The organism is Carnobacterium divergens, from assembly GCF_900258435.1.
In the GTDB taxonomy this organism is placed as follows: domain Bacteria; phylum Bacillota; class Bacilli; order Lactobacillales; family Carnobacteriaceae; genus Carnobacterium; species Carnobacterium divergens_A.
In genome coordinates this window covers 2,465,918-2,480,753 of the sequence record NZ_LT992558.1, presented here as the reverse complement: position 1 = coordinate 2,480,753, position 14,836 = coordinate 2,465,918, and the positions used below count along the sequence as shown (strand labels likewise).

Annotated in this window: 9 protein-coding genes; 6 read left to right on the top strand and 3 right to left on the bottom strand. The window is 37.5% G+C overall.

All coding sequences use genetic code 11. The annotated features are described in order from the left end of the window. The first annotated feature begins 96 nt into the window (after positions 1-96). The 4 genes from CDIMF43_RS12455 (at position 97) to CDIMF43_RS12440 (ending at position 4,719) form a co-directional block, all read left to right on the top strand. On the top strand, positions 97-780 hold the full coding sequence (locus tag CDIMF43_RS12455) for a FadR/GntR family transcriptional regulator (RefSeq protein ID WP_109842193.1): 684 nt from the start codon (positions 97-99) through the stop codon (positions 778-780). Between the two features lie 119 nt (positions 781-899). After that, entirely contained in the window at positions 900-1,793 is an 894-nt protein-coding gene (gene gnd / locus CDIMF43_RS12450; protein ID WP_074401824.1) for a phosphogluconate dehydrogenase (NAD(+)-dependent, decarboxylating), read from the top strand. A gap of 12 nt (positions 1,794-1,805) precedes the next feature. Then, positions 1,806-3,344, top strand: a complete 1,539-nt coding sequence (gene gntK, locus CDIMF43_RS12445; protein ID WP_109842192.1) for a gluconokinase — start codon at positions 1,806-1,808, stop codon at positions 3,342-3,344. A gap of 25 nt (positions 3,345-3,369) precedes the next feature. Then, entirely contained in the window at positions 3,370-4,719 is a 1,350-nt protein-coding gene (locus CDIMF43_RS12440) for a gluconate:H+ symporter (RefSeq protein WP_109842191.1), read from the top strand. A gap of 45 nt (positions 4,720-4,764) precedes the next feature. On the opposite strand, the gene CDIMF43_RS12435 is transcribed toward CDIMF43_RS12440, so the two are convergent. The 3 genes from CDIMF43_RS12435 to CDIMF43_RS12425 form a co-directional block, all read right to left on the bottom strand. Next, positions 4,765-4,977: a hypothetical protein gene (locus CDIMF43_RS12435; RefSeq protein ID WP_109842190.1), complete on the bottom strand. Its 213-nt coding sequence runs from the start codon at positions 4,975-4,977 to the stop codon at positions 4,765-4,767. Then, positions 4,974-6,008 carry a DUF916 and DUF3324 domain-containing protein gene (locus tag CDIMF43_RS12430; RefSeq protein ID WP_109842189.1) on the bottom strand — a complete coding sequence of 345 codons (1,035 nt, stop codon included), beginning with the start codon at positions 6,006-6,008 and terminating at the stop codon, positions 4,974-4,976. The genes CDIMF43_RS12435 and CDIMF43_RS12430 overlap by 4 nt, the downstream gene beginning before the upstream one ends. Positions 6,009-6,073: 65 nt before the next feature. Continuing rightward, entirely contained in the window at positions 6,074-6,757 is a 684-nt protein-coding gene (locus CDIMF43_RS12425; RefSeq protein WP_109842188.1) for a WxL domain-containing protein, read from the bottom strand. A gap of 340 nt (positions 6,758-7,097) precedes the next feature. On the opposite strand from CDIMF43_RS12425, the gene CDIMF43_RS12420 reads away from it, so the two are divergent. Further along, positions 7,098-10,568, top strand: a complete 3,471-nt coding sequence (locus CDIMF43_RS12420) for an immunoglobulin-like domain-containing protein (RefSeq protein WP_109842187.1) — start codon at positions 7,098-7,100, stop codon at positions 10,566-10,568. A gap of 415 nt (positions 10,569-10,983) precedes the next feature. Then, positions 10,984-14,832, top strand: a complete 3,849-nt coding sequence (locus tag CDIMF43_RS12415; RefSeq protein ID WP_109842186.1) for a pectate lyase-like adhesive domain-containing protein — start codon at positions 10,984-10,986, stop codon at positions 14,830-14,832. Positions 14,833-14,836 lie beyond the last annotated feature (4 nt).

Genomic DNA, 14,836 nt, shown 5'->3' with positions numbered 1-14,836 from the left:
TAAGAGTTGATTCAAGTCAAGGAGTTGAGTACAATAATAGAAAGAACCAGCGGACTAGAGCCTTGAACCGGTTTAGCTAAAAAGGAGAGCACAATTATGTTGGAAAGCAGTCAACAAAAAGGCCAGTCATTGGCACAACAAGTGGCAAGTAAGATGGAAGAGTTCATTAAGGAACAGCGCTATAAAGCGGGAGATAAGCTACCAAATGAATTTGAACTAGCAACCGAATTAAACGTTGGAAGAGGAACGATTCGAGAAGCCATTAAATTATTAGCTGCACGAAATGTCGTAATAATCCAACGAGGAAAGGGGACATTTGTATCTGAAAATCCTGGTTTGACAGAAGATCCACTTGGTTTGAGCTTTATTACAGATAAAAAAAGACTAAGCCACGATTTAATGGATGTTCGTGTGATGATTGAACCTGAAATAGCCAAATTAGCAGCAGAACACGCGACTCCTGCTGAGGTAGAAGAAATGGAAGCGATATGTTTAGCGATTGAGAAGCTGATTCATGAAAATAAAAACCATGAAGAAAAAGATATCCAGCTACATTCGGCTATTGCAAAAGCGAGTAAAAATGTCGTAGTACCTAGTTTAATTCCGATTATTCAAACGGCCATTTCGTTATTTATTAATTTAACCAATCGAAGTTTAAAAGAAGAAACGATTGAAACCCATCGCCAAATTGTGGAAGCGATAAAAATTAAAGATGGTGAGGCTGCTAAAAAGGCAATGCAGCGACATTTAGGCTACAACAAAGATGAATTAAAGATTTAAAAAAGCATCCAAACTCCAGGGATGTTTTTTTTTTGGTTGACATTCGTTTTAGAAAGCGTTATCATTTTTATAGACATACGACGTATGACGTCTTAAAAATAGATCAAGGAGTGACGATGATGAAAATTGGCATTATTGGATTAGGCAAAATGGGCATTAATTTAGCAGAAAATTGTGTGGATGCAGGACATCAAGTTGTGGGGTATGATTTACACTTACCTCAATTAGCTGAAAATCAAAATGAAATGACACTGGTCAACCATTTAAGTCAAATGATTGAAGAACTACCGCGTCCACGAATCATTTGGTCAATGGTACCAAGTGGAGCACCAACAGAAGCTATTTTTCAAGAAATGATGGCACTCCTTGAACCAGAAGATATTTTTATTGATGGTGGGAACTCTAATTATAAGGAGTCTGTGATACGTGGCAAATTAATGGCAGAAAAACAGCTTTATTTCTTTGATGTAGGAACTTCTGGTGGCATGAAAGGAGCTCGAGAAGGCGCTTGTTTTATGATTGGTGGCGATGAACACATCTTTAAACAAATTGAACCTCTTTTCGCGGGAATTGCAGTTGCCGACGGATACTTATATGCCGGAGCAGTTGGAAGTGGACATTATTTAAAAATGGTTCATAACGGGATTGAATATGGAATGATGCAAGCTATTGGCGAAGGGTTTGATCTTTTGGAACATGCTCCTTATTCGTTTGATTATGAAAAAGTAGCCAAGGTTTGGAATAATGGGTCGGTTATTCGTTCATGGTTGATGGAACTGACTCAATCAGCTTTTGAAAAAGACCAACGTTTAGAAGAAATTCAAGGAATCATGTATTCATCAGGTGAAGGCAAGTGGACAGTTGAGGAATCTTTAGAACAACAAGTGGCTACGCCGATTATTACAATGTCTTTGATGATGCGTTATCGTTCGCTTTATCCAGATACGTTTAGCGGAAAAGTCGTTGCAGCATTACGAAATGAATTTGGTGGTCATGACGTTGAAAAGAAATAGAGGTGGAGAAAAATGAAAGATTATGTCATTGGTGTAGATATTGGCACAACAAGTACGAAAGCTGTTTTGTATGATAAAAAGGGAAATGTTAAAGGATATGCTAATAAAGAGTATCCATTGTATCAAGAAATACCAGATATGGCGGAGCAAGATCCGGATGAAATTTTTGAAACCGTGATGGATGTTCTAACAGCGGTGGTTAGAAAAAGTGGAGCAGATGTGGCTAGAATCGCTGGGGTTTCATTTTCAAGTGCGATGCATAGTTTAATTTTGCTAGATGAAGAGAATCAATTGTTGACTCGTTGCATTACATGGGCGGATAATCGCGCTTATCATCAAGCTGAGGAACTAAAAAATTCAGCTGCAGGTTTAGCAATTTATCACCGGACAGGAACACCGATTCATCCGATGTCGCCTTTAAGTAAAATCTTGTGGCTAAAAGAGGAACATCCTGACTTGATTCAACAGACGGCTCATTTTATTGGGATTAAGGAATATGTGTTTTATAAACTATTCGGTCAATTTAAAGTGGACTTCTCAATTGCATCGGCTACTGGCTTATTCAATATTCACGAATTAGGTTGGGATGAGGAAGTTCTTGCGCTATTGGATATTTCCAACGAGCAACTTTCTGAGTTAGTTGAAACCGATCATCAAGTAATGGGGTTAAAACAATCTTATGCTGAAGTGATGGGATTGCCGAATGACACACCTTTTATTGTCGGCGCAAGTGATGGCTGTTTGTCTAATTTAGGAGTCGATGCGATTGATGGAAAAACGCTTGCCTTGACAATTGGTACGAGTGGAGCTGTTCGGATGGTTACCGATAAACCTGTGACAGACCCTCAGGGTAGAACGTTTTGTTATGCTCTTACAAAGGATAAATGGGTGATTGGTGGGCCAGTTAATAACGGGGGAATTGTTTTCCGCTGGGTAAGAGATCAATTATTTGCCCCTGAAAAAATTACTGCAGAACAAATGCAAGTTGACAGTTATGAAATTTTAACACAGATTGCAGAAAAAATTCCAGCAGGTTCAGATGGATTGCTGTTTCATCCTTTCTTAGGAGGGGAACGGGCACCTCTTTGGGATGCCAATGCAAAAGGCTCTTTTATTGGCTTAACAACGAGACATACAAGAGCACATATGGTGCGAGCATCACTTGAAGGGATTGTTTTTAACTTATATTCAGTGATGTTGATTTTGGAAGAGCTGGTTGAACGACCAGAAAGAATTCATGCCACAGGAGGATTTGCTCGTTCTGCATTATGGCGTCAGCTATTAGCAGATATATTTGAACAAGAGGTTTCCATTCCAGAAAGTTATGAAAGTTCTTGTTTAGGAGCAGCAGTTATTGGAATGGAAAGTCTAGGCTTGATTGAATCCATTGAGGAAGTGTCCTCGATGATTGGGGTAACGAATCAACATATTCCTAATGAAGCTCATTTTCCAGTCTATCGTGAATTATTGCCTATTTTTATCCGCACTACTCGACTGCTACAAAGTGAATTTCAAGCGATTGCCGATTTTCAACGAAAATATACTCATTAGCACCAACCACTAGGAGGGAAAATAGATGGAATTATTAATAGTAGGTTTAGGTATTCTAATTCTTTTGTTCTTGATTATGAAGGTGAAGTTAAATACATTTGTTTCTTTAGTCATTGTTTCCATTTTAGTCGCAGTTGGGTTAGGAATGCCGTTAACGCAAATTATTACGACTGTTGAAAATGGTATTGGTAGTCAGTTGGGCCATTTGGCATTGGTCTTTGGTTTTGGAGCAATTTTAGGTAAGTTAGTGTCAGATGCCGGCGGAGCATACCGTATTTCCACAACCCTTATTAATAAGTTTGGTCGTAAGAAAATTCAAATTGCGGTGTTAATTGCATCGTTTATTATTGGGATTGCGCTGTTCTTTGAAGTCGGTCTTGTCTTACTAATTCCGATTATTTTTACCATTGCAAGTGAGCTAGGGATTTCAATCCTTTACTTAGGAATCCCAATGGCTGCAGCCTTATCTGTCACTCATGGTTTTTTACCTCCTCATCCAGCTCCAACAGCGATTTCAGGAATTTATAACGCAAATATCGGCATGGTATTGCTTTATGGTTTTGTGATAGCGGTTCCAACAAGTATTATTGCAGGTCCGTTATATACAAAAGTAGCACAAAAGCTTGTACCAGATGCATTTAATCGCACAGGAAATATTGCAGCTTTAGGAAAACAGAAAAAATTTGTTCTTGAAGAAACACCAGGTTTTGGAATCAGTACATTGACGTCATTATTCCCAGTTATTTTGATGGCGCTTGCAACGTGTTATGAACTGTTAAGTGGTGGGAAAATCACAGAAAAATCTTCTCTGTTTGATCAAGTGATTGCTTTTATAGGCACACCAGGTATGGCCATGCTCTTATCCTTATTGTTTGCAATCTATACGATGGGGATACGTCGCAAACAAACGATGCCAGAAATTATGAAATCAGCAGAAGAAGCCATTAAACAAATTGCAATGATGTTATTGATTATTGGTGGAGGAGGAGCCTTCAAACAAGTGTTGATTGACGGTGGTGTGGGAGATTACGTGGCACAATTATTTGTCCACTCAACGTTATCCCCTTTGATTTTAGGCTGGGTAATTGCGGCAGTTTTAAGAATTTGTCTAGGTTCTGCAACAGTAGCTGCATTGACCGCAGCAGGTTTGGCTGCGCCTTTAATGGCAGCAACTGGAACCAATCCAGCATTGATGGTGATTGCTACTGGAGCAGGCAGTTTGATTGCCTCTCATGTTAACGATGCAGGTTTTTGGATGTTCAAAGAGTACTTTAACTTATCCATTAAAGAAACCTTTGCTACATGGACCGTTTTAGAGTCAATTATTTCAATCGTGGGATTGATTGGCGCTTTGACTTTGAATTTAATCGTCTAATTTAAAAGCTCAGATTCTTTCTATAGAATCTGAGCTTTTTGTCTGTTAAAAATAATAAGAAACAAATAAAAAAGCTACTAACATCAATTCTAGTAAGGTAGCTAAAAAAAGCAAAATGATAGGAATCCAACTTTTTTTAGAGGTCTCAGGATGGGTATGATGGTAGGCAATTTCTTGATGGTAAAGATAAAAAAATTCAACGAAACTAATTGTAACGAGAATGGCGCCAAAAGCGATTAAAAAATACATTAAAGTCATCCAGCTTTCCTCCTGCTATTTCGTTTATTAAGAAAAATCAATAATACTCCTATGGTCAAACTGCAACTCGCAAAAAGAATGAGCCAGAGCTTAGGCAAGACAAAACGATCAATCGCGTTGGCATTTAATTTTTTTGCTTCTTCTTTTTTTATATCAAAATCAGTGGACCATGACCAGGAATTATCTGCGTTTTTTGCAGAAACATGAACGGTATAGCTCCCAGGTTTAAGCTCTGTAGCTCCCCAAGGAATTTGAAAGTCCATTACAGAATTAGGTGCAAAAGTAGCGGATTTAAGCTGACTGGTTTTTAACACCTCTGTTTGATTTTTTTTTGTAAGAGTTGCATGGATAGCCACATTGCTGGCAATAGCAGGAGTGGTGTTGGCAATTTTGACAGTGATAGATCGATAGTCGTTTACTAAAGCTGCTTTTGCATAGATCAGGTTTAAATCTGCTGGAACATATTTTTTTTCAGAAAGCATCAGTGCAGTAATGTAAGAAAAATGATTGGTGAGTTGAGCTTCATCTTCGTTGCTATTTTTTAACTGAGACTCGATTCCTCCAAGAAGTACCCCTTGGAAAGAACTATCAGGAACTTTAATATAAATAGAAACAAAACGATTTTGATAAGGAGGAATAACGACATTGCGGCTTTCTTTAGGAATTTCTACTAATTTAGTAATGGCTTGTTCTAATCGATAGGATTCAAGACCTATGCGATTAGAGTATTCAATTAATCCATTACGGTTCGTTTTAGCTAAGTGGAATTTATTTTCAACTGTGATTTCTTTCGTGGTATTGTTGTGTAGTTCAAGCTGTATTTCTTGGGAAAAGTTTGGTGTGACTTCTAAATCAAAGTAGGAATTTTCGGGAGTGAGTTGATTTTCTGGCAAAAGAGCTTTGACGGTAAAGGCAACAGACTGATTGTTGTCTGTTGTTTCAGCAAAGCTTAAAAAGGGGTGCCAATAGAAACTAAGGAATAGAGAAAGTGCGCTAATCAGTGCTAGGGAAATGGATAATCCTTTTTTCAAAATAAAGTGACTCCTTTAATTCATCGCGTAGGAACTTGATTGAATTCCTACGCAATGCTGATAGTTTAGTAGGGTGTTTGATTTGGCCCAGCAGTTAAGGTCCAAGTAATCTTTCCAGCATAATCGTCGCCAACTTTTACTTTTGCTAAATCGGCTACTTTTAATTGAAGCTGATCGGCAGGGATTAAGGCTTGCCAAGCTCCTGCACCTTGACCGTCTTTAGCATCCACAATTAAATCGGGTGTACTGTCATTTGACAGAAGGATTGCTTCGTTTGGAGTAGGTGTAACAGTAGGATTGCTTACCGTTCCCCGGACACTATTCATAGAAACGCCAGGCATTGAAATAGAGGCACCTGGTAATTCTCCTTGAGAACCGCTAGTAAGTTTATTGCTGATTTTAGCGGTAAGGTTCCATCCAGCATGGGTTCCACGAACATCTTCGACTTCAGTGTAATAAGTCGGCGAAGTGTCTCCTAATGGAATAGCTGCTGCTCCTGTTGCTACAGCGGTACTTTTAAAGTGGAACAATTTAGGTATACGCATTAAAGCTAATGATGCTGCGTCATTTCCTGTACCAGGATTTGAGGTATCGGATGGATCTGTTGCTTCAGGTGGTGTAACGGTTCCAGCTAAAAATTCAGCTTGTAAGTCGGTCATTCCTTCTTGGACTTCTGCTGCGAAAACGGATGACGTACTTAAAAGGGTTACAGCTGAAATAAAGCCAATAGTAAGTGTTTTTTTATTCATTTTTTCCTCCTAAAGTTCATAATAGCTAAAGGCTATCAATTTTTAGTGCATCTCCAATTTGTAGCAAACAAACTTGGAATACATAGCAAACATAGCAAGTTCTCTTTCTTTTTACAATTTCTTAAATTCCAATCACAAAGGTCAAAAATAAAAAATTCCTTGCTTCCTTTATTGTTTTTTTATCATTGAAACCACCAGTCTAAAGCATTTATGAGATGCAGGGAACGTTCAATCAAGAAAAAATTCGAATGTTCTCTTTTTTTGTTGATTGACTAAAACGTTTAATTTTTTATACTGATAAAGAGAAACTAAAAAAATCACGAAAAGAAAGGGGGATTTCATGATGAACGTAAAAAAAATAGTGCTCTTTTTTCTGTTAGCTTTCAGTCTTTTTTCGTTAAGCATTGTTTTTGCAGTGGAAGAAGAGCCTGATTTAAGCAATAAAACACAAGTGTGGGAGCTATCACCAGAAATTGATTCAGCAAAAGGTATATTTAAAGGGAGCGCCATTGACGTGAATGCTGAAAATAGTTATGACCTTTCAGGAACTAAAAGTTCAAATGATTTAAATTCCCTTACCTTTTCAGAGAGTATAGATTATGCCAGTAATGGAGATGCTATTGTGATTGGAACAACTTCGGTAGATGAGATTCAAGGAACACCGATTCTTGATGAAAATAACGAACCTTATCCATTTGCCGCCAATAAAATTTCCACTATTGGTTTTGTTGCTCGAATCAATCAGGAGACTAAAAAAATTGTTTGGATTAAATCAGTTAAAGAGACAGGCTATGTCGCAGCAGCTAATCGTGGCACCCAATACACCTACTTAGCAAAAGCTGATGATGGAAGTTTTATTGTAGCAGGAGCCCAAACAGGCGTTGCTCCCACAGGCGGATCGTATCCCATCGTAAAAAAAATAGATGAAAACGGCAAGGTGCAGTCTAATTTAAAATTATCAAAAATTTTGAGCTATGACATGAAGTACTCTAAAGCTTTAGCAGCAAAAGAGGTTAATCGCAATGGTGAAATGTACATGCAAGTGATTGTAGCCTTACGTTATGAAGATAAAATTCTATCGGTCTTTATTGATAAACACAATCAGCCAACTGCTGTTGAGACAATCGATGCAATTGGTTACAAGGAAGATCCAAATCAAGCCTTTCGTGGCAGTTTTGTAAATGAAGACAACTTTTTTTTAATGACAGTGATTTTAAATCATCAATTATATGCTGTTAAAATAGAAAATGGAACCGGAAAATCAGAATTTATTCAACTTTCATCAGAAACTATTTTTCAAAAGCAAGATTCTATTTCTAATTATGTCGTCCCATCGGATCAACCAGGAATTCACTATTTTATTGCAGTGCAAAAAACGAAGATGGTTCTCTCTAAATATGATGCCATTGCGAATCAAGTGAGAGAAACTAAAGTATTTGAAACGGGCAATTCCAATCTAAACACCTTTAAATATTTGGCAGGTAAGGGATTGGTCATAGGCGGAGATAGTACCGGAAATGATGAAATTGTTCCAACGATACTGTCTAAAAAAACAAGCTTTTATACCCTTTTAGACGAACAATTTAAACCAAAAGAGCATCGCTTTCTTGAAACGAAGCAACAGTCTAGCTTATTAACCTTTGTATCCTTACGAACGGAAAATGGCGATGAAAAAATTGAAGCCTTTATTCGTTATGAAGGGATTCAACCAGATAATTATATTCGTGATATTCAATATCCAGAACCAACAGCTACAACAGCCGTTAAAGATACAGCAACATTATTGATACAATTTGGCATCAGTGATGCGCCGCTACTTACAACAGGATTGCCGCTACTGGCTAAGCTAGCTACAGAAATCAATCCAATGGAAAACGTTTCAGCAAAAGATAGCAATGACAAAGAGTTGACGAATACAATCATTCATTCTGATTACAGTAATGCATTAGGAGTAGAGAGAGTGTATTATCAATCTAAGTTGACGAATACGTTGAAAACAACAGGCTATCGTGAGATTCAAAAAATTAATCCCTATAAAGAATTTACCTTGCCAACGGACCGAACGTATCAAGTGGGGGATCAATTTGAGGTTCCAGCAACGGAATCCACTGCATTTAAAGGAATCGATGAAAAAAATCGACTAAACTACTTGATTACTGCGGTGAATGAAAAAGAAATTGGCGTCCAAGTAACAATTTACCGCGAAGATGGAATGAAAAAATCAGCCACGGTTCAACATGATTTTGTTGTACAACGGAATAATCCACTGGCGATTTATGGTGAAGATATCGTGGTAGAACGAGGCGATTATCAAGACTTAGCCGATATTATTCCCTTATTTAATGCAGAAGCAAAAGATCAAAAAACAGGTAAAGATCGGACAAAGGAATTAAGCTTCTCATCTTCTGATTTACATTTACAAAAAAGTGGCAAGTATCAAGTGAGAGTCGGCATCGAAGGGATTATTTACACGGAATTTCTGGTTTATGTAGAAGATACAAAGCCACCTGTTTTAGAAAGTTTAACTGAAATTACCTATCAAAAAGGCACCGTTATTGAAGAAGAGCAATTTTTTCAAGACATTCAATTGAAAGTAAACGAAGAGGCGGATACTTTTTCTAATTTTGATACAAGCATGCTAGCGTCCGCTGGGGAATATTTGATTGAACTAGTGTCTATTGATGAATCGGCAAATTTCACCTTTCATTATGTAACCCTTAAAGTTAAAAATGCACCCGAAATCTATGGGGATACGCAACTGATTGTTGAAGGAACAGACTATGACCCTCTGTTACAGGAGGTAACAGCAAAAGATGACGACAATCAAGAGTTAACGGGTCGCCTAACAGTTATAGAAAACAATGTTAATCCCGCTAAATTGGGTGTTTACCAAGTAACCTATCCAGTAACAGATCTAAATGGCTTTTCAACTACAAAACAAATTTATGTGATTGTATACAATGACGATGATTATGGAAATCTTCAAAAGGGCCTGCCTGTTATCAACTTTACAAAAGGTCTTGAATCCATCAAAGTAGAACAATTTAGTGGGCCTTTAGAGTTGGCTTCAATTTTTGGGATTGAAGGTTTTGATAAAATAGAAGGAAACCTGACAAAGTCAGTTTATATCACGCTCAACAATCAAGTTGTGACGACATTTACACCGAATAAGCTAGGAGAGTATCAGCTTCATGTAAATCTAAAAAATGCTAAGGGCGTTGCTGCGTTAGAAAAAATCATTACGTTGACGGTATACAAAGAAGACAGTCCCAATACAGGTGTAGAAGGGGAACTTGTGTTACAAAAACTGCCAGGACATTTTTACTTTGAAACGACAAAAATCCCTTCAAATACAGCAACTATTAAACTAGATAAGCAGGCTAAAAATCAGCAAGGAGAACCTCTTTATTCTAATGCGTTCACAGAAGGCTTCAAAATCAGAATAAAAGACCAACGAAGTGTATCAAAAGAGCATTCAAAAGGCTGGCAATTGTCGGTAAGTTTAGATTTTATGAATACTCACCATAAAAGCATACGCCCAAAAGGGGCAAAATTAATTTTACAAGCAAGGGAAGCTGAGATTTTCCATATCAATGAAGAAAACGAATCTCTGTCGGAATTTAGTCCATATGAAACAGTGGAAGTTAGCAATGACTTGACTGAAACGTTGGTTTCAACTTCTAAAGAAGGAAACTTGTCAAAACAAGTAGCAATTCCATTTGACTCGATTAAGATAGCAACGCCTTCTAATCAAGTGTACCAAGGAATTTATACAGGTGAAGTGAAATGGCGCTTGATTGCAGGTCCCTAATTGTATAAAAAATGATTAATTGAATAAAAAAGGCTCTTTTCTTTAAGTAGAAAAGAGCTTTTTTTTATTTTTATTACGAGCAAAATGAGTTTTTATTTAAGAGAAGACAGTAGATTTAAAAATTAAAAATAAAATAACAAGTCATACTGATTTTGATACAACAACGATAGTTTGATTTTTGTTTTTTTTTTTTGATAATTTCATAAAAAGTAAAACAGTTTTGAAAAAAGACCTATGCTACTATTTTGTTATAGCTTAAAAGAAAGGGGATCAAAAGAGAACGTTGCATAAAATATAAATCAAAAAGATGAAGTGAGCGTACTTAATTGGTTCACGAGGGGGAGCTAGATAAAATTAAACCTTTACGAGTCTTTTTCAAATTCAGAGAAAGAGCCGTAAAAGAAAGGAGAACAAGTTGAAAACAAAACATTGGCTAGGAATAATGACAATAATTGGATTATTTGTTGCTATGAGTTTAATGATTGTAAAAGGATTAAATTCAGATCCGACAATTAAAGCAACTCAAGAAGATCAAGCAACATCAACTGTCTTAAAGTTACAAGCAAATCCAATTCAAGATTTGAATACGTCCTTTGACGTTCAATTAGAATTACCAGCAGAATTAACAACGAAAGTTGAATTAGAAGTACCACCCTTTATTTCCTTTGATGAAGCTAAAGCAATCAAACAAAATGAACATGTAAAAGTCACTATTACTTATCAACAAGCAACGTCTACCTTGATCATTCAACCTAATCAGAGTGAAACAGCAGTGGAATCTGTTAATGACGATGCAAGCGAGATAAGCAATCCAGTTTTAAAATTGCCATTTATTGCCAAAGAACTTGGCGAAGGTACGTTTTATGCAAAAGCAGAATCGCAAGAAATCGTTACTCAAGACGTTTTTGTTGTAGACCCAGAAGAAAAAGATGATGCACTAATTGATTCCACGCCAATGACAGATTCAATTGCACCTACAGCATCAGAAACAGCCATAGAAGATTCAACTCTTGAATCGATGCAAATCAAAGCTTTGGCATTGGAACCTCGTGCTGGAACGAATGTATCAACATGGGCTGAATTTATTAGCGCCTTAGGAAACGCGGCAGTATCAAGTATTAATGTAACCGCAGATTTAACTCGTGGAACAGGTACCGCAGCAGGTACGTACACGCGTTCCATCACTATTAACGGCAACGGTCATACAATTGATTTTGGAGCCAACAATGGCAGTATTACGTTAGGCGCTGGACCTGTTGGGAGTGTACTAGAACTAAATGACTTGACTGTAAAAAAAGCAGGAGCTGCAGCCATCGTTACAGCAACAGCTGCTAATAGTAGTAGATGGGAAGTTGTGGTTAGAAACGTAAATGGTGCTGAGACAGGGAATGTATCTAGTTTTATCAATGTACCCAATGGAACGATTACAGTTGATGGTGGAAATAGTACGTATAATTTAAGCAATGGGAATACAGTATTTACAGCGATGAACTTCAATGTAATTAATGGTGCTAAACTAAACTCTAGCGTCGATGGAAACAATTATTATTCAAGTGTTGCGGGTTCAAAAGTAACAATTAATGGCGGTTCAGTTATTCATTTCTATAGTGAAGCAGATGTTGCCATGCAAATGACAGCTAGAACCGATTTTGAAGTGAGTGATCCCGGGACTCTGTTAAATATTGAAGGAAATTCGAATGCAACAGGTGATGGTGGGGCGTTAATTTCCATCGTTGGAGCAGGGACAGAAATCAATCTTAGAAATCAAGCGGAAATAAAAGTCCACAGCAAACGAACGGTAGCCATGCTAATGAATAGTTCGGGTGGGGTGTTTAATGTTTCTGGGGGATCAAAATTAAATCTTCAATCTGACAATAATGCGAATAATTTAGGAGCGACATTACGTTTTAGAATTTCAGGAAATATGACGTTTAACGTTAGTGAAAATTCAGAGATTAATATTACTAAGACAGGTGGAGCTGCACCTGCAGTCCGAATGTATGGAACGGATAACAAGTTTATTGTTAATTCTGGTGGAAAAGTGTCTATTCGAAACTATGGAAATGGGACACCTAATAATGGTGGAGTAGATGCAGGAAATCAGGGAATCTACTATACAGATAACAGGGGAGACTTTAATTTAACAGGCAAAGGATCTGAAGTAAAAGTAGTTGCTGATAATGGACCCGCTATTGATATGGGAACTAGAACGGGAAGTATTACAGCTGGAGAGGGGACGGTTTTTGTTGCCCAAGGGAACACAAGAGCCGCAACTTCAGGAATCTTTAATACCGGAGTCAGCACCATCTCAGTAGATAAACCCCTTTTTTACGATTTTAGAAATGATCGTACAGGTGGTGGGTATGTTTTTGATGTACGAGCAAACTCAACGTTTACCTCTACTCAATCTGATTTAAGTGTTTGGAACATCGGAGACAACCTAGATGGAGATCCTGCTAAAAATTGGTCATTATTTGACTATGTTTTATCTGGAGCCAACTTTGTCACTATCAATTCTACAAATGTACCAACGGAATTTAATACAAGTGTTAATTCATATGGATCAAAAGGAGCTTCTTCTTACTCACGAATGAGTGGAAATAATGCTGCTCCAATTGTAGATGAATTAAGAATGCCCACCAATGCGGATAAATCGATTTTTGGTCACGTAAAAGTTCCAATTGGGACAACGGATGGCCGTGATTCATGGACAGATGAGAGTTATGTGGTTGTTCAAGTAACCAAGCCTAATGGCACAGTATCAGAGTTTACTGCGCCAACGATTGGAATGAATAATAATAGCCCAGGTTTGAGTATCTATGGAGAAAAACCACGTGCAGGGATGTTTAAGATCACGCTACCCAATAATCAGTTTGTTGAAACGGGCGATCAAGTAAAAGTAATCAAAGCGTGGCGGGGTGTTAGTGATCCAAGTTCAAATCGGAATCACAGTAGCTTACCAGAAGATTTGATTGCACCAGATCGAATTTCTAAAGATGTAACGCCACCAACACCAACAAAAATAAAGGATGAAGACACAATTAATAATGCAACTAAACAAATCTCAGGTCACTCAGCTGAACCGAATAGTTTAGTGAGTATCACAGTTAATGAGACCGAAATAACTGGATCCGTAGTCGTTGAAAGTAATGGAAGTTGGACCTTTGATTTACCGAGATATTTAGAAAAAAATGACATTGTGCAAATCTTCTTACAAGATCAAGTTGGAAGTGCGATAGGGGTCGACAACCCACCTGTGACAAATAATACAGTTGGAAATAAAAATCCAAAAACAACGTTAGCTTATCACGATGCAATCTTTGAAGCAGCACCAAAAGTAACCATCCAAGATGTATTACCTGATACCAACAAAGTGGTTAAATCAGTGTCGGTGAATAATTCTACCAATACAACACAAGTAGGATCAATCTTAACGTATACCTTAGATATTTCAAATAATAAAGCAGCAGCAATCGACACAAAATGGAGAGATATTTATGCGGTCGATACCTTAGATGTTGGATTAGATGTCGATTTATCAAGTGTTAAGGTAAATGGAAGCAACCTTCCAGCAGATAACGTGCAATTTAATGAAACCACTAGGGAGTTAAAAATAAACGTCAATGATTTAACTACACAAGAAAGTGTCAGAGTAACATTTGATACAAAAGTGAATGCGAAAGGCATTAACAAAACCATTTTGAATACAGCAACAGCTATTGGAAAGTCACCAAGAGAAGTCGAGCCCTTTAAACCAGGAGCAAACGATCCAACGGCTACTATGCAAACGTATCAAGCGGTATCCAATACGATTCCAAATCCAGGTGGTTCTGTTTTTGGAGTATTAGAATTCGTTTCTGCACCAAGTTCCATTTCATTTGGTGAGGATTTGAAAGTGTCAGCTAAAAATCAAATTTATGGTATTGAAACAATGAAAGACAACTTAACCGTACAAGACTCACGTGCCATTAAATCAAGCTGGACAATGACGGCTAAAATGGTTTCTATTTTAACAAGCACGTCAGGTCATGAGTTGCCAAATGCAGTTCGTTACTCATCAAATGGAGATTCAACCATTATCAATCAAACGGCAACCACGATTATGGAACACACCAATAAAAATGATGATCCACTAATCCTTAATGATACGTGGAACAAAGAGAGCGAAGGCTTGATTTTGAAAATTGACGGTGGGAAAGCAAAAGCAGAAAGTTATTCTGGTACGATTCAATGGACACTACAAGATACTCCACCTAATAAGTAAGGAG